The following is a 21,392-nucleotide window of genomic DNA, read 5'->3' on the forward strand; positions in this document are numbered from 1 at the left end:
TGTCAGGTAACGGTTTGAAAACTTCACCCATGCCCTTGACACGGAGGGGGGTTCAGTAAGAACTTTTACCACTAACAGTTAACACTCTTTTCCGAAAGGTGTTTGCCGATGGCCGAGCACGAGATCGACACACCCGCGGCAACCGCGGTGGTCGATGCGACTCCGGCCGACCGGCGCGTCGACGGGGTCCTGGCCCGGGTCCGCATCGGCGCGGGGGAGCTCACCGGTGCGCTGCAACGGGTCGCCGAGCACGTGCTCAGCGACCCGGAGGCCGCCGCCCGCGCCACCATCGTGGAACTGGCCGAGCGCAGCGGCACCTCACCGGCGACCATCACCCGCTTCTGCCGGGCGATGGGCTTCGAGGGCTACGCGGACCTGCGGCTCGGCATCGCCGCGGAGACCGGTCGGGCCCGCTCCGCGGGCTGGACCGTCGACATCGGACGGGAGATCCAACCCGGTGACCCGCTGTCCCGGGTGCTCGACCAGATCATGGCCGCCGACACCCGAGCCATGCACGACACCGCCGCGCTGCTCGACCTGAACGAGGTGGAGCGGGCGGCGGTGGCCATCGCCGGGGCCGGCCGGGTGAACATCTTCGGCGCCAGCGGCAGCGCGCTTGTTGGCGAGGAGATGCAGTTCAGCCTCCACCGCATCGGCGTGGCGGCCTGGTCCTGGAGCGACGTGCACGAAGGGCTGGCCAGCGCCGCGCTGCTCGGGGCCGGCGACGTCGCGCTCGGCATCTCGCACACCGGGCAGACCCGCGAGACGATCGAGCTGCTCGCCGAGGCCGGCAGCCGCGGAGCCACCACCGTCGCGCTGACCGGCTTCCCCCGCTCACCGCTGGCCGAACTGGCCGACATCGTGCTGGTCACCGCCAGTCAGGCGACCACCTTCCGCCCCGACGCGCTCTCCGCCCGACACCCCCAGCTCGTGGTGCTCGACCTGCTCTACATCGCGGTGGCGCAACGCACCCACGACCGCGCCCACGCGGCCTTCCGGCGTACCGCGCAGGCCGTCGACGGGCACAAGGCCGCGAAGGAAACCTCGATATGATCAGTGCCCAGCGGTACGCCGAGGCGGTCCGGCCGGTGCTCGACCGGCTGGTGGACAGCCAGGCGGCGGCGGTGGACCGGGCGGCCGACCTGATCGCCGGCGGCCTGCGCGCCGGCGGCGTGCTCCAGGCGTTCGGCGCCGGCCACTCCGAGGCGTTCGCCGCCGAACTGGTGGCCCGCGCCGGCGGCCTGGTCCCCACCAACCGACTCTCCCTGCACGACCTCGTGCTGCACGGCGACGCGCCCCGCGACCTGCTCGCCGACCCGAAGCTGGAACGCGACCCGACCGTGGCGCACCAGCTCTACGCCCTGGCCGCACCGCAGCCCGGGGACGTGTTCGTGCTCGCCTCGCAGTCCGGCATCAACGGCTCGGTGGTCGAGCTGGCGACGCTCGTCACCCGCGGCGGCCACCCGTTGATCGCGGTCACCTCGGTCGAGCACACCACCCGGGTCGCTCCCCGGCACCCCTCCGGGCGGCGGCTCGCCGACCTCGCCGACGTCGTGCTGGACAACGGCGCGCCGTACGGCGACGCACTGCTGCCGCTCGAGGGCGGCGGCGCGGTCTGTGCGGTCTCCTCGGTCACCACCGCGCTGCTGGCGCAGTTACTGACCGCGGAGGTCGTACGACGGTTCCACCAGGCTGGAGAGGTGCCCCCTGTCTACCTCTCCGCCAACGTCCCCGGTGGGGACGAGCACAACCTCGCCCTCGAGTCGCGGTACGCCGGGCGTCTCCGGCGCACCGCCTGACCCGACACCACAAGGAGAGACAAGATGTCGGTTACTCCCGAGAAGTTCGGCGACGTCAGTCGCCGGACCCTGCTGCGGCGCGCCGCCGCGGCCGGTCTGCTGGCCACCCCGGCGGTCGGTCTGCTGAGCGCGTGCGCAGGCAGCGAGCCGAGCAAGTCCGACGGCGGCGGCGCGGCAAAGAGCAATGACAACCCCTTCGGCGTCAAGGACGGCAGCGCGGTCAAGGTGGTCGTCTTCAACGGCGGGCTGGGCGACCAGTGGGCCAAGGAAGACAAGGTCATCTTCAACGCCAAGCACCCGAAGATCACGGTCAACATGTCTTCCACCCAGAAGATCAAGACCGAAGAGCAGCCCAAGATGGCGACGCAGCCGAGTGACCTGGTGATGAACTCGGGCGCCGACATGATGGACCGCAGCACGCTCATCAACGAGGGCGCCATCGAGCCGCTCGACGACCTGCTCACCGCCCCGGCCTGGGACGGCTCGGGCACGGTGGCCGACAGCCTGCTGCCCGGCACCGTCGCCGACGGTACGCAGAACGGCAAGTTCTACGTGGTGAACGTCGCCTACACGGTCTGGGGCAACTGGTACAACGCGGCGCTGTTCAAGAAGGAGGGCTGGACGGCACCGACCACCTGGGACGAGTTCTTCGCCCTCGCACCGAAGATCAAGGCCAAGGGCATGGCCCCGTACGTGCACGACGCGGTGCACGGCTACTACCCGCGCTGGGCGTTGTTCGCCAGCATCTGGAAGGCGGCCGGCAAGCAGGCCGTCGTGGACATCGACAACCTGAAGGACGGCGCCTGGAAGGCCGACGGCGTCGTCGCCGCGCTGGAGCCGTGGGAAAAGCTGGTCAAGGACCGGCTGCTGCTGCCCGGCAAGCTCGACCACACCCAGTCGCAGCAGGCGTTCCTGGACGGCAAGGCGGCCTTCATCCAGGTCGGCACCTGGCTGAAGAACGAGATGGCCGCGACCATCCCGCCGGGCTTCGAGCTGACCCTGTCCGACTACTGGAGCAAGAGCGGGGACAAGGCGGCCAAGGACGTCTTCGCCTCCTCCGGCGAGGGTTTCGTGGTGCCGAGCAAGGCGCCGAACAAGGAGGCCGCGAAGGAGTTCCTGCGGGCCATCCTGTCCAAGGCCGGCTCGGCGAAGTTCGCCGAGCTGACCAAGTCGCTGGCCTCCACCAAGGGCTCCGGCGACAACGTCCAGGACACCGCGCTGGCCTCGGCCAACACGCTGATGAAGAGCGGCAGCACGGACCTGATCTCGGTGAAGTTCCCGGACTTCTACGCCGACCTGGACAAGGAGAGCCAGAACCTCGCCGAGGAGTTGATGGCCGGTCGGCTGACCGCCCGGCAGTTCGTGGACAAGATGCAGGCCGCGGCCGACAAGGTCGCCAAGGACTCGTCGGTCAAGAAGCAGACCCGCACCGCCTGACCCTGCGAGGAAGTGAGTCCAATGCGGCACGGAGTCGCGCGTTTCGTCACGGGCTTCCTGGCCCTGCCGGTCGCGCTGTACCTGTTCTACGTGGTGTGGCCGTTCGCCCAGGCGGCGGGATACTCGCTGACCGACTGGGGCGGGTACTCCGATTCCCAGCGGTTCGTCGGGCTGGACAACTACGTCCGGCTGTTCGCCGACGAGTTGATCCGCAAGGCGTTCTGGCACAACGTGTTCTTCCTGGTCACCGTGCCGCTGTTCACGATCGCGCTGGCCCTGCTCCTCGCGTTCCTGCTCAACGTGGGCGGACGCGAGGACAGGGCCGGCATCCGCGGGGTGTTCGGCTCCGGGATCTACAAGGTGATCTTCTTCTTCCCGCAGGTGCTGTCGCTCGTGGTCATCGCCGTGATGTGGCAGCAGATCTACCGCACCGACGGGCAGGGCCTGATCAACGGCCTGCTCATCAAGATCGGGTTGGTCGACGCGGACAACCCGATCGCCTTCACCGCCGACCCGGAGCCGTTCCTCGGCGTGCCGGCGGTGCTGTGGTGGCTGCTGTTCATCGCGGTGTGGAGCGGCGCCGGCTTCTACATGGTGCTGTTCTCCGCCGCCATGCAGTCGATCCCGAAGGACATCTACGAGGCCGCCGTCCTCGACGGCGCGGGCCGGTTCCACACGTTCTTCCGGGTGACCCTGCCGCTGCTGCGGGACAGCATCTCGGTCGCCTGGGTGTACCTGGGCTTCATCGCGCTGGACATGTACGCGCTGGTGTTCGTCATGACACCCAGCCAGGGCGGGCCGAACCACGCCAGCGAGATCTTCGCCTCGGTGATCCAGTTCAACGCGTTCCAGAAGGGCCAGTTCGGCTACGCCTGCGCGATCGCCGTGGCGCTGGCCATCTTCACCATCCTGCTGGCCGCCCTCCAGCTGAGGATCACCCGCCGTGAGCGGATCGAGTACTGAGGAGGCCTGGACGATGAGCACGGTGACCCACCCCTCCGGCCCGGCCCGGCCCGACGCGCCGCCGCCGCGCGACCCGTCGACGCGCCGACCGACGAAGGACGCCGGCGGCAACGGCGTCGGCGGCCGGATCTTCAACGGCTTCTCGCACCTGTTCCTCGCGGTCTGGGCGATCATGGTGGTCTACCCGCTGCTGTGGGTGGTGATGTCGGCGCTCAAGACCGACTCGGAGGTGATCCGCGAGCCCCTGTCGCTGATCCCCGACGCGTTGCAGTGGGACAACTTCGCCCGGGCCTGGACCGCCGGGATCGACAGTTTCTTCCTCAACACGTTGCTGGTGCTGGTGTTCAGCGTGACGCTGACGATGCTGCTCGGCTCGATGGCCGCGTACGCCCTGGCGCGGTACGAGTTCCGCGGGAACCGGCTGATCTACTGGATGTTCCTGTCCGGGCTGACGCTGCCGATCTACCTGGCCGCGGTGCCGCTGTTCAAGGGCGTCTACAACACCGGCGTCAGCCTGCCGCTGCTCGGCCCGAACAAGCACCTCATGCTGATATTGGTCTATGTGTCCTGGTCGCTGTCGTTCACGATCTTCTTCATGCACTCGTTCTTCCGGACGCTGCCCGACTCGATCGCCGAGGCGGCACAGGTGGACGGGGCGTCGCACACCCGCACGTTCTTCAGCGTGATGCTGCCGATGGCCAAGCCGGGCCTGATCAGCATCGGCATCTTCAACGTGCTCGGTCAGTGGAACCAGTGGTACCTGCCGACGCTGCTCATGCAGTCGGTCTCCGGCGAGCCGAAGAACCAGGTGATCGCCCAGGGGCTGATCGAGTTGTCGGTCAACCAGGGCTACAAGTCGGACTGGTCCGGTCTGTTCGCCGGCGTCACCATGGCGATGCTGCCGGTGCTGATCGTGTACGTCGTCTTCCAGCGCCAGGTGCAGTCCGGCCTCACCGCCGGCGTCGGCAAGTAAGGAAGGGCCCCCTCTTAACGTCTGCGGTAGAGGAAGGGCCCCTTGTTAACGCACGCGGAGCATCGCGCGTTAACAAGGGGCCCTTCCCTGCACCCGGGGTGTCGGTGGGTCGGGGCAGAATCACGGTCGTGCCGATGGCGGTGGTGGCGGACGAGCGGGGCGGCGGTGTGCTGCAACCGCTGCACGCCGACGGCCGCCCGGCCGGTCCGGCCGAGGAGGTGGCCGACCTGGCCGCCGCGGTCGCCGCCCGCGAGTCGGCCGACCGGCCCCGCTGGGTGTGGGCCAACGGCGCGGGCGTCTACCCGGCGCTGCTGCGCGCCGGGGTGCGGCTCGACCGCTGCCACGACGTCGAACTGACCGAGGCGCTGCTGCTCGGGCACGCCGGCCGGTGGGGCGAGCCGCGCGGGTTGCCCGCCGCCTGGGCCCGGCTGACCGGCGCGCCGGTCCCGCCGGACCCGGCACCCCGTCCGCCGGAGCCGCCGGGCCATGCCCAGGCCGCGCTGTTCGAGCCGCCGTCCGGCCCGCCCGGTCCGGGCATCACGGCCTTGGCCGGGGTGTACGCCGACCAGCTCGCCCGGGTCGCCGCCACCGCCCACCCCGGCCGGTTCCGGCTGTTGGTGGCCGCCGAGTCGGCGGGCGCGCTGGTGGCCGCCGAGATGGGCGCGGCCGGGCTCCCGTGGCGCGTCGACGTGCACGACGCGATCCTGGCCGAGTTGCTCGGCGAGGCGTCCCCGGTGGGTGGACCGCCCCGCCGGCTGGCCGAGTTGCAGGCTCGGATCGCCGCTGCGTTCGGCGTACGCCAGTTGCACGCGGACTCGCCCGCCGAGCTGCTGCGGGCGTTCGCCCGGGCGGGGGTGGAGCTGCCGAACACCCGGGCGTGGGTGCTGCGCGGGGTGGAGCATCCGGCGGTGCCGCTGGTGCTGGAATACAAGGAGCTCTACCGGATCTGGACGGCGCACGGCTGGGCGTGGCGGGATGCCTGGGTCTCCGGCGGCCGGTTCCACCCGGAGTACGTGCCCGGCGGCGTGGTCTCCGGCCGGTGGGCGACCCGGGGCGGCGGGGCGTTGCAGATCCCGAAGGTGATCCGGCAGGCCGTGGTGGCGGACCCGGGTTGGACGTTCGTGGTGGCCGATGCCGGTCAGCTCGAGCCGCGGGTGCTCGCGGCGGTCTCCGGCGACGGGCGGTTGGCCGCGGCCGGCGGCGCCGGGGACCTGTACGCCGCGCTGGCCCGGGACGCCTTCGCCGGTGACCGGGCTCGCGCGAAGGTGGCCCTGCTCGGGGCGATGTACGGGCAGACCGGCGGGGCGGCGGTGCCGGCGCTGGCGGTGCTGCGGAAGAACTACCCGACCGCGTTCGGCTACGTCGAGGCGGCGGCCCGCACCGGCGAGGCCGGCGGGTTGGTCCGCTCCTGGCTGGGGCGCACCTGCCCGGCCGGTGCGGTGGGGTTCGCCGACGGGGGCGAGGCGGGGCCGGACGGCGAGGTGGATCCGCAGAGCCCATCGGCGCGGGCGGCCCGCTCGCGGGGTCGTTTCACCCGCAACTTCGTCATCCAGGCCACCGCCGCCGAGTGGGCGTCCACCCTGCTGGCGACGCTGCGCACCGAGCTGGCCGGCACCGGCGTGGAACTGGTCTTCTTCCAGCACGACGAGGTGGTGGTGCACTGCCCGGCCGGGCAGGCGGGCGCGGTCGCCGAGGCGGTGTCCGCCGCCGGCGAGCGGGCGACCCGGCTGCTGTTCGGCGACACTCCGGTGCGGTTCCCGCTCGACCTGTCCACGGTGGAGTGCTACGCGGACGCGGCATAGTTAGGCAATTTTCCCTTTTGCCCCGCTACCCGCCCCCGGTCGCGCTCGTTGGGCCCGGTGTGCGTACGGCGGGACGGACCGGGCGGCTGTGCCTGCTCCGTCCCCGGATCGAGGGGGCACCGCTGAACCGGATCGCTGCAATGATCATCGCCGCTGGTGGCGGCCGTCGCATCGGCGGGCCCGAGGCGCTGCTGCACCAGGGGGAGAGGTCCCTGGTCAGCCAGCTTGTCGACACGATGACCGAGGCGGGCTGCGCACAGGTGGTGGTGGTCCTGGGCGCGGCCGCGGAGCAGGTGCGGCAGACGACCGACCTGACCGGCGCCACCGTGGTGGTCAACCGGGCCTGGGGCACCGGGGTGGGTTCCTCCATCCGGGCCGGGCTCGCCGCGCTCACCGACGACGACATCGAGGCGGTCGTCGTGGTGCCGGTGGACATGCCCGGGCTCACCGCGGTGGCGGTGCGCCGGGTGACCGCGTTGCCCTACCCGGACGTACTGGTCTGCGCGACCTACGACGGGCTGCGCGGCTACCCGATGCTCTTCGGTCGCCGGCACTGGTCGGGCATCGCGACGCTGGCGAGCGCCGACGTGGGGGCGCGGCCCTACCTGCTGGCGCACAAGGACCAGATCGTCGACATAGCCTGCGACTCGGTGGCCGACGGCAGCCGGATCGACAGCCCGGAGCTGATGGCGCTCTACGGCCTGTCCATTCCCGAGCAGCGCGTCGGCGCCTGAGGCGCAGCGCACCTGCGACCGCCCGCATATTCGGCTGCGGGTGGGCCCGGTTGCGCTCTACGCTCCAGCCGTGGGCGCCCGCCGGGCGGCGGATCGGAGATCGGGCGATGACGATTACTTTGTTCGCGGTCAGTCTCGACGCGGCGGAGCCGCTGCGGCTCGCCCGGTTCTGGGCCGGGGTGCTGGGCCGGGAGGTCGTCGACGACCCGCGCGACGGCGTGGTGCTGGGGCCCGACACCGACAGCGGGTTCCGCATCCGCTTCCGGCCGACCCGGGAGCCGAAGGTCGGCCAGAACCGGATCCACTTCGATATCACGAGCGCGTCGCCGCAGGCCCAACGGGACACGGTGGCCCGGGCGGTGGGGTTGGGCGGGCGGCACGCCGACGTCGGCCAGCGGGGCGACGAGGGGCACGTGGTGCTCGCCGACCCGGAGGGCAACGAGTTCTGCGTCGTCGAGGCGGGCAACAGGTTCCTCGCCGGCTGCGGCGCGGTGGGCGCGGTGAACTGCGACGGTACGCAGGCGGTCGGATACTTCTGGAGCGAGGCGCTGGGCTGGCCGCTGGTCTGGGACCAGGACCAGGAGACCGCGATCCAGTCGCCGCGCGGCGGCGCGAAGGTCACCTGGAGCGGCCCGCCGCTGATGCCGAGCGACGGCCGGGACCGCATCCACCTCGACCTGATGCCGAGCGGTGACCGGGAGGCCGAGATCGACCGGTTGCTGGCACTCGGGGCGACGCGCGTCGGCGTCGGTCGGCACAATGACGACGACGTGGTTCTCGCCGACCCTGACGGCACCGAGTTCTGCGTCCTGACGCCCCGGTAGCCCCGCCGGGCACCGCGTCCGTGTCCGACGACCCGGGGCGCGACCGGAGGGGAGGGTGGACCGCATGGGTGTCACAGTGGTCCGGCACCTGGCGGGGATGGCCGCCGCCTGGCTCCTGTTCGTCGCCGAGGTCGTCGTCGGCTACCTGGTGCTCCTGGCGTACGCGCTGGTCACCGGCGCTGACCCGGGCGGGCCGTTGGCCGGTCCGTTGCTCGTGCTGGCGGCGGCGGTGTGCGGGGTGGTGGCGGTGCCGCTGCTGTTCGCGCCGGCGGTGGCCGTCGGCGAGGTCGTGGGCCGGCGGCGGGGGACCGCTGCGGCGGGTGTGGCCCTCGCCGGGGTCGTCGCGGTCGTCCTGGCTGCCGGTTACACCGCCCTGGGCGTCACCGCCGTCGGGGCGCCCGGCGAGTGGTTCCCGCTCGTGGTGTCCGGTGGTGCGCTGCTGGCCCTGCCACCGACCATCGTGTACGCCCTCACCGCCGGTGGCATCGGCTGGTTCGCCGGCCGGGTGGCCCGCCGCCGGGCGGTCGGTGCGCCGGCGCGGTGATGTGGCCGGTCAGACCTGGATGTCGAAGCGTTGCAGCACCGACGGGGCGACCAGTCCCAGCGTGGCGAGGACCGCGAGCACGGTCAGCGCGGTACGCAGCACGACCGTTTCGGCCTTGCTGCCGGTGCGCAGTGCGATGCCGTTGGGTAGTCCGACCATGGTCCACATCCGCCGTCTGATCGGGATGGGCCAGAGGACCGGCACGCCGGCCCGGGTGATCATGTCGCCGAGGATGTGCACGAAACAGCCCACCCCGACGGCGAGGCCGATCATCGGATAGCCCCGGTCGCCGGGCAGGTTCGCGAAGGTGAACCAGGCCGCGGCGGCCGACACCAGCGTGATCACCACCCAGCCGGCGCGTTCGGCCCACTCGTCGAACAACCCGCGCAGCGCCAGGCCGATCATGAAGAACAGGATGCCGACCACCGCCCACTTGCCGTAGCGGGCGCAGAGCGCGGTGGTGCCCCACCCGACCAGGACGGTGAACGGGATGGTGTGGGTAAGCGTGCGGTGGCCGTTGTTGCGGCGCGGGTCCTTGCTCAGCTTGGTGGCGTAGTAGACGCCGAGGGAGATCTTCTCCACCACCTCGGCCACGAAGAGGCTGAACACGCCGAACGTGCGGGCCACGGTGGCGCCGCCCTGGTTGCGGGTGACCTTGCCGGACAGGTCGAGGTCGGGAAAGAGCGCCCCGCCGGCGCAGACCGCGGTGCCCACGGCCAACGCCAACGGTGTCTGGTGGTAGTCGGCGAACTGGTCCAGCGCCCAGGAGCCGGTCAGCCACACCGCCGCGCCGGACAGCGCGTGGGACGGTCCCATCATCTCGGCTCGCCCTCCCCCCGAAAGATCTTGGTCGACAAACTACGCCACTGTAGTCAGCCCGGACGACGGCGGGCACCACCGGACGGTCCACCCGGGAGGGACATCCGGCGGGACGCCCGGCCTCAGCCTGCCGTGCGGGTCGGGCGGACCGTGGTGAGGCTCGCCCGGATCAGGGCGAACTGGTCCGCGGCGTCGGCCCAGTCGGCGTCGGTGGTGGTCCAGCCCAGCGTCCAACCGGCCTGCTCGCCGGGCAGCACCCGCACCGCGCGCATCCGCTCCCCGTTCGGGTCGGTCCAGCGGCACTCCCACCGCGCGCCGTTTCCGTCGGTGGACAGCCGGATCTTCTCGTACTCGGGCAGGCGCCCGGCCGAGGTGAGGTCCCGCTCGGACGAACGCAGCTGGCCCACCGGATCCCCGCCCAGGTCCAGGTACGGCTCCACCCCGAGAATCCTGCGGGTGATCGGGTCCTGGAAACAGGTGGTGTCGCCGAGGCGCAGTCGGAGCCAACCGGTGGGCAGGGCGATCCGGAAGCCGCCGGTGTCGGCCGGCCACACCCAACCGGGGGGCACGTTCACCGCGGGGTCGGCCGGCCGTGGACCCCTGCGTACCGGCGTGCCCGTCACGTCGGGCCCGACACAGGGGAACGGTGGGGACAGCACACCCGGACCGGCGGGCACCTGCGGCCCGGTCGCCCGGGGTGTCTCGCTGGGCGTGACCGAGCCGGGCAACCCCTCGTCGTGGCTGTCGGTGACGGCCAGGGCGGTACCGACCCCCACCACCACGGCCAGCAGCGTGGCGCCCACGGCCAGCCCCCAACGGCGCAGCGTCCTGCCGTCGACCAACCGGTCGTCGTCCGGCCCGCGGGCGGTGCCGGACCCGCCGTGATAGGTGGTGCCGACCCGGGGCAGGCCGCCCCGCACCGCGCCGCTGTCGAGCGCGCCGCTGTGGGTGACCGGGGCCGGGCGGGAGACCGGTGCCGACCCCGGCCCGATGGTGTGCACCGGGCTGATCGTGTCGGCGCGGGCGGCGGAGCTGTCGGGGCGGTTCGGGCTGCCCCCGTCGACGAAACTGGTGAGGACCGTGGGACCCAGGCTGATCGGGGTGGGACGGTCCGGGACGGCCGGGGCGGGCCGGGGCGCCGGTTCGGCCTCCGCCGGCTCCGACTCGTCGGCGCGCCGCTCCGCCGGGTCGCTGCGGCCCGACGGCGGATCGTTGTCGTCCTCGACCGGTGGCGCCCACTCGCTGCGCTTCGCCGCCCGACTCCACGCCCGGGCGGCGGCCGCCGGTGGCATCAACGTCGGGTAGGTGACGCCCGGTCCGGGCCGGACCGCGTCGTCGCCGTCGGAGGGCTCGCCGGTCCGGTCGGCGGGGCGCTCGGGCGCGGCCGCGGGTCGGTCGGTCCCCGCGGCCTTCGGCCCGGCCGTGGTCGTCGGAGGTCGGGCGGCGGGTGGACGGTCGGGCGGGGTGGCCGTGGACGGCACCGGCGGGTGCGGTGCGGCTGCCGCCCGGGCGGGCGGGCGGGCCTCGGGTGTGACGGCGGCGGTGAGCAGTCGTGCGGTGTGGTCGTGGCCGAGCCGGTTACGCGGGTCCCGGCGCAGCAGCCCGACCAGCACCGGAGCGAGCGGGCCGGCGTGCGGTGCCGGGTCCGGTGGCCGGGTCGCCAGCGCGGCCAGGGTCGCCATCGCGGTGCTGCGGGCGTACGGCGAACGCCCCTCCACCGCGGCGTGCAACGTCGCGCCCAGCGACCACATGTCCGCCTCGACGCTGGACACACCGTCGGCGGCGCGCTCCGGGGCCACGTACTGGGGGGAGCCGAGGACCAGGCCGGGGCGGGTCATGGCGCCGTCGCCGCCCTCGAACACGGCGAGCCCGAAGTCGGTGAGCAGCACCCGGCCGTCCCGGGCCAGCAGCACGTTGCCGGGCTTCACGTCCCGGTGCAGCACCCCGGCGTCGTGTGCGGCGCGCAGCCCGGCGAGCACCGCCAGCCCGATCTCGGCGGCCCGGCGCGGCGCCAGCGGCCCGTCCGACTCGATGATCTCCTGCAGCGAGCGGGACGGGACGTACTCCATGATCAGCCACGGCTCGCCCTGGACCCGGACCACGTCGTAGACGCGGACGACATTGGGGTGGTTGAGCCGCGCCGCCGTCCGCGCCTCGCGCAGCGACCGGGCGCGCAATTCGTCGCGGTCGCTCTCCGCGAGCCAGTTCGGCGGCACGACCTGCTTCACCGCCACCTCGCGCTGCAACTCCTCGTCGCGCGCCCGCCAGACCTGGCCCATTCCGCCGCGACCGACCAATTCGAGCAGGCGGTACCGGCCGGCGATCACTACTTCACGCACCGCACTCCTCACCGCTGGTCGTGGTCCACAATAACCACCGGATCGGACGGTACCTATCGCTCGGCTGTGCGTCAGTCCCTAGCTGGCCGTCCCGGCCAGCAGATTTCCCTCCGGAATGACGATTGTGGACAGGCCGCCGGCCAGCAGTGCGGTGGTCCGGTGAGCTTGCGACGTGTGGTGCTCGCGGCGGGCGGCGGCGTAGCTCGTCGCGGTCCGGGCGGCGATCGCCGACCAGGCGTACCGGCGGGTCACCATGGCCCGCGCCCGGCGGGCCACCCGGCGGGCGAAGACCTCGTCGCCGAGCAGGCGGTCGACCGCGCCGGCCAGCGCGTCCGGGTCGCCGTGCGGGAACGTCACGCCGGTCACCTCGGGCTCGACGATCTCGGCCAGGCCGCCGGTGCGGGCGACCGCGAGCGGCGCCCCCGCCGCGGCCGCCTCCAGGGCGATCATGCCGAACGGCTCGTAGAGGCTGGGGATCACGGTCGCGTCGGTGGCGGCGAGCACCGCGGGAAGCTGGGTGGCGTCCAGGAACCCGGCGAATCGGACGGTGTCCCCGAGGCGCAGCCGCCGGGCCTGGTCGATCAGCTCGTCGCGGTACGGGCCGTCCCCGGCGATCACCACCCGCAGGCCGGGATGCCGCTCACGTAGGTGCGGCACGGCGTGCACGAGGTGCTGCACGCCCTTCTCGTAGACCAGCCGGCCCGCGTACCCGACCAGCGGCCCGTGGGCGGCGAAACGCGCCCGGGCCGACGCGACCGCCTGCGGGCGGGCCCGCCAGGCCCGGTCGTCCACGCCGTTGGGCACCACGTCGATGCGGCCGGCGGGCACGTCGAACAGCCGGGCCACCTGCTCGCGCATGTAACCGGAGCAGGCGATCACCCGACCGGAGGCGTTGCTGAGCCAGTGCTCCACCCCGTGGATGGTGCGGTTCATCTCCTCCGGCAGCCAGCCCTGGTGCCGGCCGGCCTCGGTGGCGTGGATGGTGGTCACCAGCGGCACGTCCAGGTGTTCGGCCAGGGTGACCGCGGTGTGCGCGACGAGCCAGTCGTGGGCGTGGATCACGTCGTATGCGCCGGAGGAGGCGGCGCGCAGCCCGGCCCGGGTGAGCGTGTGGTTGAACGCCATGGTCCAGGCCAGCAGGGAGCCGGTCGCCAGCGGGAACCGGACCGGGTCCTCGGCGGCCCGCACCACCCGCACGCCGTCGGCGTACTCCTCCAGCGGCGCGCCCTCGGCGTGCCGGGTGACGACGGTGACCTCGTGCCCGGCGGCGGCCAACGCCACGGAAAGGGCGTGCACGTGCCGGCCGAGCCCACCGACCAGGACGGGCGGGTACTCCCAGGAGAGCAGGAGCACCCGCAGGCGCCGGGCAGGCTGGATGTCGATCACTTCGGCGTCGGCTGACACGCGGCCCCCTTCGAGTGGTGGCGCCCCACCCTGGGCCGGCACGCCGGCCGCCGGTGGGGACGTCCTCATCCTGCCCAGGGGTCGATAACCGGCGGCGACACGCCGGTTGCCGGTCTGTAACGCCTTATCCGCGGGGGCGACGCGCGCGCAGCACCTCGGCCACCGACCACGCCTGGAACGGGCAGCCGGTGGCGGCGTGCGGGGCCGCGCCATCGGCGGTCTCGCTCACCGAACCCAGCCCGTCCTCGGTGAGGTGCCCCTCCAGCCCGACCGTCAGGTCGTCGGTGGGCAACCCGGCCCGGCGGTACGCGTCCAGCAGCGGCCCGGTCAGCCACGGCCAGACCGTGCCCTGGTGGTAGCCGGAGTCGCGTTCGGCCGGGCCGCCCCGGTGCCGGTCGACGAAGCCGGGGGAGCCGGGGGCCAGGCTGCGCGGCCCGAGCGGGGTGAACAGCGCCTCGGTGATCCGGCGCAGCGTGGGCTCGTCCGGCTCCAGCGGGGCGTACGGCAGGGACCAGGCGAGCAGCTGGTTGGGGCGCAACAGGTCGTCGTCGTGGTGCGGGGCGCCGCCAAGCGGGTAGGCGGGCGCCGGGGCGTCCACCACGTCGTGCAGCCAGCCGCTCGGCGCGGGGAAGCGGTCCCGGAACGCGGCGGTGGCCCGACCGTGCAGGCGCCACAGGGCGTCGGCGTCCTGTCCGGCCAGCTCGGTCAGCTCGGCGAGCCCGGCCAGTCCGTTGATCCACAGCGCGTTGACCTCGACCGGCTTGCCGGTACGCGGGGTGACCGGCACCCCGTACACCCGGGCGTCCATCCAGGTCAGTGCCACATCCGGCGGGCCGCCCTGGGCCAGCAGCCCGTCGGCCGGGTCGACGCCGATGCCGTAGCGGGTGCCGGCCACGTGCGCCCGCACCACGCCGTGCAGCGCCGGCAGCAGCTCGTCACCGAGGTCGGTGTCGCCGGTGACCGTGACGTGCCGGCTGACCGCGTGCAGGAACCACAGCGTGGCGTCGACGGTGTTGTGCTCCACCCGCCCGGTGTCGGCGGTGTTCGCCAGCATCCCCTCGGACAGGGTGCCCGCGTACGCCCGCAGCAGCTCCCGACCCTCGTCGGCGCGGTTCGTGCACAGGAACAGACCCTCGTAGGAGATCATCGTGTCCCGTGACCACGCGCCGAACCAGGGATAGCCGGCGACCACGTCCGGCCCGGTGGCGGTGCGCACCACGAACGCGTCGGCGGCCAGTGCCAGGGTCGCCTCGACGGCGTCGTCGGGTTTCGCTGCGGCCACCACCGCCCGGTTGCGCCGCCGTGCCGCCTCGACGACCGCGGTCGCCGGGGGTGGCTCCTCGGCCAGGTCGTCGGCCCAGGCCAGCACCGTCACCGTGGCGCCCGGCTCGTCGAGCGCGTCGCTGAACCGGCCCGCGTACCAGAGGTCCTCCTCCGGGTGCAGGCCGCGTTCGGCCTCGGCCCGGTGGCGTACCCCGTGCCACCACAGGCCCCCCGGGCTCCAGTTGGGCCCGGCCAGGCGGTACGCCCCGTCGACCAGCACGCCGCCGGCCACCGGCTCCAGCCGGGGCGCCGGACCGTCGGCCCGCCGCTCGCCGTGCGCGTCCCGCCAGGTGCCGGCGGCGGCCAGGTCCAGGCGCACCGGGCCGCCGGAGACCAGCCGGTGCACCACCGCCACGCAGGACCGGCCGTACGTCATGGCGATCTCCCGTTCGATCACCACGTCGCCGATCCGCCAGCGCCAGCGCGGCACCCCGTCGGTGAGGTCGAACCGCTCCAGCGTCTCGTAGCCGCGCGGGTCGACCACCCCGGCGGACCACTCGTGCGCGCCGAGGCGCACCTGCCGCCCCGACGGCAGCGTAACCGCCGGGTCGAGGCTCGCCAGGCCCAGCTTGCGGGACGCGGGTGTGTCCCCGGCCACCACGAGCAGCCCGTGGTAACGGCGGGTGCGCAGGCCGGCGACGGTGCCCATGGCGTAGCCGCCGCGCCCGTCCGTGACCAGCCATTCCCGCCCGCCCGCGACGGACAGGTCCGCGCACGACCGCGGGCCGAACCGGATGTCGATCAACTTTCCTCCACCGGCAGCGAGGTGTGACATGCCACGACGACAATGGCCGCTGTGCAGACGTACCCGGACGGCGGCCAAGATGTGCCAATGATCACCGACCGGTCGACCTCCGCGACCCCCGACCCCGAGCGGCACCGGCTCGCCCAGGCCGACGCCGGGGAGCGGGACTGGCGCGCATGGGGCCCCTATCTGTCCGAGCGGGCGTGGGGGACGGTACGGGAGGACTACAGCGAACACGGCACGGCGTGGGACTACTTCCCCCACGATCACGCGCGGTCCCGAGCCTACCGGTGGAACGAGGACGGGATGGCGGGCGTCTGCGACGACCGGCAGACGTTCTGTTTCGCGTTGGCGCTGTGGAACGGGCGCGACCCGATCCTCAAGGAACGGATGTTCGGCCTCGGCGGCGACGGCGGCAACCACGGCGAGGACGTCAAGGAGTACTGGTGGTACGAGGACTCCACGCCCACCCACTCGTGGATGCGCTGGCGCTACCACTACCCGCAGGCCGCCTTCCCGTACGACGAACTGGTCGCGGTGAACGCGTTGCGCGGCCGCGACGACACCGAGTACGAGCTGGTGGACACCGGCATCTTCGACGAGGACCGGTACTGGGCGGTGACCGTCGACTACGCCAAGGCGTCCCCGACCGACATGTGCGTCCTGGTCACCGTGGCGAACCGGGGCGACGAGGACGCCACCCTGCACGTGCTGCCCACGCTCTGGTTCCGCAACACCTGGTCGTGGGGGTTGCCCGGCACCGACCGGGTGCCCCGGCTGGTCGGTTCCACCGGCTCGGGCGCCGGCGCCCGGCTGGTCGGTGAGCACCGGGTGCTGGGTCAGCTGATGCTGGAGGGCGACGGCGACCCGGTCCCGCTGCTGTGCGACAACGAGACCAACGCCGAGCGGCTCTGGGGGCTGCCCGGCCGGTCGGCGTACCCGAAGGACGGGATCAACGACCACGTGGTGGCCGGCGCGGACACCGTCAACCCGGACCGCACCGGCACCAAGGGCGCGCTGCACTACGTCCTCGACGTGCCGGCCGGCGGGCAGCGGCAGATCCGGCTGCGCCTGACCCGCACCGCCCCGCCCCCGGCGGCCGGCCCGCCCGCCCCGGCCGACCTCGGCGACGGGTTCGACGCGGTGCTCTGGGCCCGCCGCGCCGAGGCGAACCGCTTCTTCGACAGCGTCATCCCGGCCGCGGCCACCGCCGACGAGGCCCTGGTCGCCCGCCAGGCGATCGCCGGGCTGCTGTGGGGCAAGCAGTTCTACCACTTCGACGTGCGGCGCTGGCTGGACGGCGACCCGGGCTCCGCGCCGCCGCCGGCCGGCCGCCGGCACGGGCGCAACAGCGCCTGGTGGCACATGAACAGCTTCGACGTGATCTCCATGCCCGACCCGTGGGAGTACCCCTGGTACGCCGCCTGGGACCTGGCCTTCCACTGCGTCACCCTGGCCCGGGTGGACCCGGGCTTCGCCAAGGGGCAGATCCTGCTCCTGCTCCGCGAGTGGTACCTGCACCCGAACGGGCAGATCCCGGCGTACGAGTGGGCGTTCGGTGACGTGAACCCGCCGGTGCACGCCTGGGCGGCGCTGAAGGTCTTCGAGATCGACGGCTCCCGGGACCACGAGTTCCTCGCCCGGGTGATGCACAAACTGATGATCAACTTCACCTGGTGGGTCAACCGGAAGGACACCGGGGGCAACAACGTCTTCGAGGGCGGCTTCCTCGGCCTGGACAACGTCGGCCCGTTCGACCGCTCCGCGGCGCTGCCGGTGGCCGGGGTGCTGGAGCAGTCCGACGGCACCGGCTGGATGGCGATGTACGCGCTCAACCTGCTCGACATGGCCATCGTGCTCGCCGAGCACGACCGCACGTACACCGACACCGCGACCAAGTTCTTCGAGCACTTCGCGTACATCGCCGCCGCCGCGTACGAGCAGGGCCTGTGGGACGCCGAGGACGCGTTCTTCTACGACGTGCTGCGGTTGGCCGACGGCACGAAGGTGCCGCTGAAGGTCCGTTCGGTGGTCGGCCTGCTGCCGCTGGCCGCGGTCACCCGGCTCACCGCCCGGACCATGCACCGCCTGCCCGAGCTGGGTGCCCGGCTGCGTTGGTTCCTCACCAACCATCCCGAGTACGCCGACGTGCTCGGCGCCCGCCGGCTCGGCCCGGACGGACGCCAGCAGCGGCTGCTGTCCATGGTCGCCCCGGAACAGGTCGTGCGGCTGCTGGCCCGGATGCTCGACCCCGACGAGTTCCTCTCCGACTACGGGCTGCGGACGCTGTCGCGGGCCCACCTGGACAAGCCGTTCACGGTGACCCTCGGCGGGCAGGAGTTCAGCGTCGGCTACGAGCCGGCGGAGTCGACCAGCGGCCTGTTCGGCGGCAACTCCAACTGGCGCGGCCCGATCTGGATGCCGACGAACTTCCTGCTGATCAGCGCGCTGCGCGACTACGCCGCGTTCTTCGGCGACGACCTCCAGGTCGAGTACCCGACCCGGTCCGGGGTCAAGCGCACGCTGAACGAGATCGCCGACGACCTGTCCGCGCGGCTGATCTCGCTGTTCACCCGCGACGACTGGGGACGGCGGCCGATCTACGGCGCCGCGCAGCTCTTCCAGACCCACCCGGACTGGCGCGACCTGATCTGCTTCCCGGAGTACTTCCACGGCGACAACGGCGCCGGCCTCGGCGCCTGGCACCAGACCGGGTGGACCGCGCTGGTCGCCGACCTGATCCTCACGCTGCGCCGCTGACCGCGGGTCGCCCGATATCGGCGTGGCGCGGAATCCGGGAAATGGCCGACGGCCCGCTCGATTTGAGCGGGCCGCCGGTCGACTCGACGATTTTCAGCGCGAGCTGGCCGCCGTGCACATATTCCAGGTGGGCGACCAGCCGGTTGCGACCTTCCATATCGCTGTGTCCGGCAGGTTGTAGTTCACCTTCGCCCAGGTCTGCGCGTTCTGGCTGCACGTGCGTTGGAAAGTGGGCCCGAAACAGGCCGTCGTCTGCTTGGCGCTGAGGTAGCTGAAGTTGCAGTAGACGGTGGAGAGTGGCTGGCCGACGGAGTACAGGGTCAGCGTCGGCGCCTCGATCTGGATCGTGCTCGACCTCTTGTTGGTCACCGTGACGACGGACTGGGTCGCCTGGCCGTTCACGATCACGCAGATGCTGACCGCGGCGATCGAGATGTCCGTGCTGGCCTGGGAGCAGTGCCACTTGGACGAGTAGGTGTAGGACTGCCAGCCGGGTGCGGCCTGGGCCGAAGCCGGAAAGGCGAGAACGGCGGCCATCGTTGACGCGAGGGCGACAATGAGGCGGGAGAGGGGGAATCGCATTAATTGCTCCTCCGTTGGTCCCCGTTAATTATGCAAACCTTTATACACGGAGTCAGTGACGAAGGTCAATGCTTGCACTATGCGCGCCGATGTGATGGGTGCGGGAACGCCGAGAGCCGCGGGCGGAATCGATGCTTCGCCGACGGTGGGGCGCGACGGAAACGCCGCGCCCCACCCGTTCACGGCAACGGCAGGAAGGCCACCCGGGCGTGATACTCCCCGGCCACCGTCACGGTGTCGCTGCCCATCCACAGGCCACGGTCGGTCGCGTACAGCTCGGCTGTACCGACCCCGCGGTCCTTGGTCGGGTTCCACGGCAATGCCTTGCCGGTGGTCGGGTGGATCGCCCCGATACCCGGCCGGGACACCGCGCCCGGTCCGGCGGAGTTGCGGCCCTGCGGGTTGTCCAGCCAGCGCTGGTGACCCCCGACGTAGACCGCCGCGCCGGTCACCGCCACCGACAGCAGCGTGTCGCCGCCGGTGTGGTTGGCCCAGGTCGGCTGCTTGCCCCCGGTGGCCGTACCGAACTCGAAGCGCGCCGCGGTGTCGCACAGCGTGCCCGCGAACGCCGCGCCGGTGGTGACCACCGCGAACCAGGTGCCGTTCGGCGCGATGTCGATCCCACGCATGTAGGACGGCATCGACTGGGCGCACTGCGGCTGGTAACGGTCGGTGGCCCACCCGGACAGCGTCGCGCCCGCGCTGGTCAGGCCCGCCACCGCGAGCTGGTGCCGGGCCACCCCGGCGACCGTGCTGAAGTTGCCGACGAACACCAGCCGCCCGCCGTCGGCGGAGACGTCAAGCGCCTCCACCTTCACCGGGGCGGTGACGCCGGAGGTGGTCTTGCGCGGACCGGCCAGGTTCAGGTTGACCGACGCGTCGGCCGCCCCGGTGGTGGCGTTCACCGCAGCCAGGCCGCGCCGGGTCACCCCGCCCACGGTCTGGAACGCGCCGCCGACGATCAGCCGGTTGCCGACCAGGCGTACGTCGTTGACCTGGTTGTTGAGCGCCGGTGTGGTGAACCCGGCGACCCGGGCGCCGGTGGCCGCGTCGATCCGGGCCAGCCGGGACGCCGCGGTCCCGTTGACCGTGGTGAACGCGCCGCCGATGTAGAGCGAGCGGCCGTCCGGCGCGGCGGCGAGCGCCTTCACCGCGCCGTTGACCTGCGGCCGGAACGTCGTGTCGATCCGTCCGGTGGTCGCGTTGAGCGCCACCAGCCGGGGCATCGCCAACTGGGCGGACTGGCCGGCGTTGCGGACCTTGGTGAACGTGCCGGCAAGGTAGACCCGGTTGCCGATCTGGAGGATCCGGTGCACGGTGCCGTCGAGCGCGTGCGGGGTCCAGTCGACCGGGTTGGTGCCGACCACGGTGGCGTGGGTGGCGTTCACGGCCAGGGCCGGGGAGCCCGGCAGCGCGGCGCCCGCCATCGCGAGCGTGGCGGCCACCGCGACCGCCGCCCGTCGGCGACGCCGGATCGGCGGTGGATGGTCAGGTGAGATCGTCATGGTCGAAGCATCCCCTTCCACCAGCAATTCCACAGTCGGGTAGCCGCCGTTGTCGGTGCGCCGAGCGGATATAAACAGTCTGGTCCGTCCGACCGTCGGGGCAGTACGGTGTGCGAGGTCCGCGAGGGAGGAACGGGATGCCGCGCCGGGATGCCGCTGTGCTGGTCTTCGACGCCGACGACACGCTGTGGGAGAACAACGTCCTCTTCGAGCGCGTCATCGACGACTTCCTCACCTGGCTCGACCATCCGACCCTGGACCGGGTGCGCATCCGGGCGGTGCTCGACGACATCGAACGGGCCAACGCCGTGGCGCACGGCTACGGCAGCAAGGTCTTCCTGCGCAGCCTCGGCGAGTGCCTGGAGAAGCTGCGCGCGCGGCCGGCCACCGGCCGGGAGCGCACCGAGATCGAGCAGCTCGCGGCGGCGCTGGTCGGGCACCAGGTGGAGCTGATGCCCGGGGTGGCCGAGACGCTCGACGACCTGGCCGGCCGGCACGAGTTGCTGCTGCTCACCAAGGGGGAGCGGGAGGAACAGCAGCGCAAGCTCGACGCGTGCGGGCTGCTGCACCACTTCCGGGCCGCGCACATCGTGCCGGAGAAGGACGTGGACACCTACCGTTGGCTGGCCCGTGAGCACTCCTTCGACCCAGCGGCGGCCTGGATGATCGGCAACTCTCCGCGCTCGGACATCCTGCCCGCCCGGGCCGCCGGGCTGAACGCCGTGTTCATCCCGAACGAGAACACCTGGGTGCTGGAGCACGACGAACTGGACCCGTCCGACTCGCGGGTGATTCGACTGGCCGCGTTCCCCGACCTGGTCCGGCACTTCTGACCGGGC

General features: G+C 72.4%; 17 protein-coding genes. 11 read left to right on the forward strand and 6 right to left on the reverse strand.

Features of this window, described 5'->3' with window-relative positions; all coding sequences use genetic code 11:
- The first annotated feature begins 108 nt into the window (after positions 1–108).
- From ACLQ2X_RS20415 to ACLQ2X_RS20455, 9 genes are all read left to right on the forward strand, one after another.
- Positions 109–1,053 (forward strand): MurR/RpiR family transcriptional regulator, encoded by a 945-nt coding sequence (locus tag ACLQ2X_RS20415; RefSeq protein WP_425682652.1) that lies wholly within the window; start codon positions 109–111, stop codon positions 1,051–1,053.
- Positions 1,050–1,799 carry a sugar isomerase domain-containing protein gene (locus ACLQ2X_RS20420; protein ID WP_425682653.1) on the forward strand — a complete coding sequence of 250 codons (750 nt, stop codon included), beginning with the start codon at positions 1,050–1,052 and terminating at the stop codon, positions 1,797–1,799. The genes ACLQ2X_RS20415 and ACLQ2X_RS20420 overlap by 4 nt, the downstream gene beginning before the upstream one ends.
- Positions 1,800–1,823: 24 nt before the next feature.
- Positions 1,824–3,236 (forward strand): N-acetylglucosamine/diacetylchitobiose ABC transporter substrate-binding protein, encoded by a 1,413-nt coding sequence (gene ngcE / locus ACLQ2X_RS20425; protein WP_425682654.1) that lies wholly within the window; start codon positions 1,824–1,826, stop codon positions 3,234–3,236.
- A gap of 21 nt (positions 3,237–3,257) precedes the next feature.
- Positions 3,258–4,199 (forward strand): carbohydrate ABC transporter permease, encoded by a 942-nt coding sequence (locus ACLQ2X_RS20430; RefSeq protein WP_425682655.1) that lies wholly within the window; start codon positions 3,258–3,260, stop codon positions 4,197–4,199.
- A gap of 13 nt (positions 4,200–4,212) precedes the next feature.
- Positions 4,213–5,172 carry a carbohydrate ABC transporter permease gene (locus ACLQ2X_RS20435; protein WP_425682656.1) on the forward strand — a complete coding sequence of 320 codons (960 nt, stop codon included), beginning with the start codon at positions 4,213–4,215 and terminating at the stop codon, positions 5,170–5,172.
- A 134-nt stretch (positions 5,173–5,306) separates the two neighbouring features.
- Positions 5,307–6,974 carry a bifunctional 3'-5' exonuclease/DNA polymerase gene (locus tag ACLQ2X_RS20440; protein ID WP_425682686.1) on the forward strand — a complete coding sequence of 556 codons (1,668 nt, stop codon included), beginning with the start codon at positions 5,307–5,309 and terminating at the stop codon, positions 6,972–6,974.
- A gap of 140 nt (positions 6,975–7,114) precedes the next feature.
- Entirely contained in the window at positions 7,115–7,708 is a 594-nt protein-coding gene (locus ACLQ2X_RS20445; protein ID WP_425682657.1) for a nucleotidyltransferase family protein, read from the forward strand.
- Between the two features lie 107 nt (positions 7,709–7,815).
- On the forward strand, positions 7,816–8,532 hold the full coding sequence (locus ACLQ2X_RS20450; protein WP_425682658.1) for a VOC family protein: 717 nt from the start codon (positions 7,816–7,818) through the stop codon (positions 8,530–8,532).
- 64 nt (positions 8,533–8,596) lie between these two features.
- On the forward strand, positions 8,597–9,076 hold the full coding sequence (locus tag ACLQ2X_RS20455; protein WP_425682659.1) for a hypothetical protein: 480 nt from the start codon (positions 8,597–8,599) through the stop codon (positions 9,074–9,076).
- Between the two features lie 9 nt (positions 9,077–9,085).
- On the opposite strand, the gene ACLQ2X_RS20460 is transcribed toward ACLQ2X_RS20455, so the two are convergent.
- The 4 genes from ACLQ2X_RS20460 to ACLQ2X_RS20475 form a co-directional block, all read right to left on the reverse strand.
- Positions 9,086–9,895, reverse strand: a complete 810-nt coding sequence (locus ACLQ2X_RS20460; RefSeq protein WP_425682660.1) for a metal-dependent hydrolase — start codon at positions 9,893–9,895, stop codon at positions 9,086–9,088.
- Between the two features lie 122 nt (positions 9,896–10,017).
- Complete coding sequence (locus ACLQ2X_RS20465; protein WP_425682661.1) at positions 10,018–12,234, reverse strand: protein kinase domain-containing protein; 2,217 nt, start codon at positions 12,232–12,234, stop codon at positions 10,018–10,020.
- 78 nt (positions 12,235–12,312) lie between these two features.
- Positions 12,313–13,638, reverse strand: a complete 1,326-nt coding sequence (locus ACLQ2X_RS20470) for a glycosyltransferase family 4 protein (RefSeq protein ID WP_425682662.1) — start codon at positions 13,636–13,638, stop codon at positions 12,313–12,315.
- A gap of 124 nt (positions 13,639–13,762) precedes the next feature.
- On the reverse strand, positions 13,763–15,706 hold the full coding sequence (locus tag ACLQ2X_RS20475; protein WP_425682687.1) for an amylo-alpha-1,6-glucosidase: 1,944 nt from the start codon (positions 15,704–15,706) through the stop codon (positions 13,763–13,765).
- Between the two features lie 87 nt (positions 15,707–15,793).
- On the opposite strand from ACLQ2X_RS20475, the gene ACLQ2X_RS20480 reads away from it, so the two are divergent.
- Positions 15,794–18,466 (forward strand): MGH1-like glycoside hydrolase domain-containing protein, encoded by a 2,673-nt coding sequence (locus ACLQ2X_RS20480; protein WP_425682663.1) that lies wholly within the window; start codon positions 15,794–15,796, stop codon positions 18,464–18,466.
- A gap of 93 nt (positions 18,467–18,559) precedes the next feature.
- Here ACLQ2X_RS20480 and ACLQ2X_RS20485 read toward each other — a convergent pair whose 3' ends face one another.
- Positions 18,560–19,048, reverse strand: a complete 489-nt coding sequence (locus tag ACLQ2X_RS20485) for a hypothetical protein (protein ID WP_425682664.1) — start codon at positions 19,046–19,048, stop codon at positions 18,560–18,562.
- A 179-nt stretch (positions 19,049–19,227) separates the two neighbouring features.
- On the reverse strand, positions 19,228–20,553 hold the full coding sequence (locus ACLQ2X_RS20490; RefSeq protein WP_425682665.1) for a hypothetical protein: 1,326 nt from the start codon (positions 20,551–20,553) through the stop codon (positions 19,228–19,230).
- A 137-nt stretch (positions 20,554–20,690) separates the two neighbouring features.
- Between ACLQ2X_RS20490 and ACLQ2X_RS20495 the strand changes: the two genes are divergently transcribed.
- Positions 20,691–21,386, forward strand: coding sequence for an HAD family hydrolase (locus ACLQ2X_RS20495; protein ID WP_425682666.1), 696 nt, complete (start codon positions 20,691–20,693; stop codon positions 21,384–21,386).
- Positions 21,387–21,392 lie beyond the last annotated feature (6 nt).

The organism is Micromonospora sp. DT31 (genome assembly GCF_049841795.1).
Lineage (GTDB): Bacteria > Actinomycetota > Actinomycetes > Mycobacteriales > Micromonosporaceae > Micromonospora.

Bases quoted from the DNA above. Each gene is read 5' to 3' on its own strand.
- ACLQ2X_RS20415 (WP_425682652.1), top strand. From the start codon at position 109: ATGGCCGAGCACGAGATCGACACACCCGCGGCAACCGCGGTGGTCGAT.
- ACLQ2X_RS20420 (WP_425682653.1), top strand. From the start codon at position 1,050: ATGATCAGTGCCCAGCGGTACGCCGAGGCGGTCCGGCCGGTGCTCGAC.
- ngcE (WP_425682654.1), top strand. From the start codon at position 1,824: ATGTCGGTTACTCCCGAGAAGTTCGGCGACGTCAGTCGCCGGACCCTG.
- ACLQ2X_RS20430 (WP_425682655.1), top strand. From the start codon at position 3,258: ATGCGGCACGGAGTCGCGCGTTTCGTCACGGGCTTCCTGGCCCTGCCG.
- ACLQ2X_RS20435 (WP_425682656.1), top strand. From the start codon at position 4,213: ATGAGCACGGTGACCCACCCCTCCGGCCCGGCCCGGCCCGACGCGCCG.
- ACLQ2X_RS20440 (WP_425682686.1), top strand. From the start codon at position 5,307: ATGGCGGTGGTGGCGGACGAGCGGGGCGGCGGTGTGCTGCAACCGCTG.
- ACLQ2X_RS20445 (WP_425682657.1), top strand. From the start codon at position 7,115: ATGATCATCGCCGCTGGTGGCGGCCGTCGCATCGGCGGGCCCGAGGCG.
- ACLQ2X_RS20450 (WP_425682658.1), top strand. From the start codon at position 7,816: ATGACGATTACTTTGTTCGCGGTCAGTCTCGACGCGGCGGAGCCGCTG.
- ACLQ2X_RS20455 (WP_425682659.1), top strand. From the start codon at position 8,597: ATGGGTGTCACAGTGGTCCGGCACCTGGCGGGGATGGCCGCCGCCTGG.
- ACLQ2X_RS20460 (WP_425682660.1), bottom strand. From the start codon at position 9,895: ATGATGGGACCGTCCCACGCGCTGTCCGGCGCGGCGGTGTGGCTGACC.
- ACLQ2X_RS20480 (WP_425682663.1), top strand. From the start codon at position 15,794: ATGATCACCGACCGGTCGACCTCCGCGACCCCCGACCCCGAGCGGCAC.
- ACLQ2X_RS20485 (WP_425682664.1), bottom strand. From the start codon at position 19,048: ATGCGATTCCCCCTCTCCCGCCTCATTGTCGCCCTCGCGTCAACGATG.
- ACLQ2X_RS20490 (WP_425682665.1), bottom strand. From the start codon at position 20,553: ATGACGATCTCACCTGACCATCCACCGCCGATCCGGCGTCGCCGACGG.
- ACLQ2X_RS20495 (WP_425682666.1), top strand. From the start codon at position 20,691: ATGCCGCGCCGGGATGCCGCTGTGCTGGTCTTCGACGCCGACGACACG.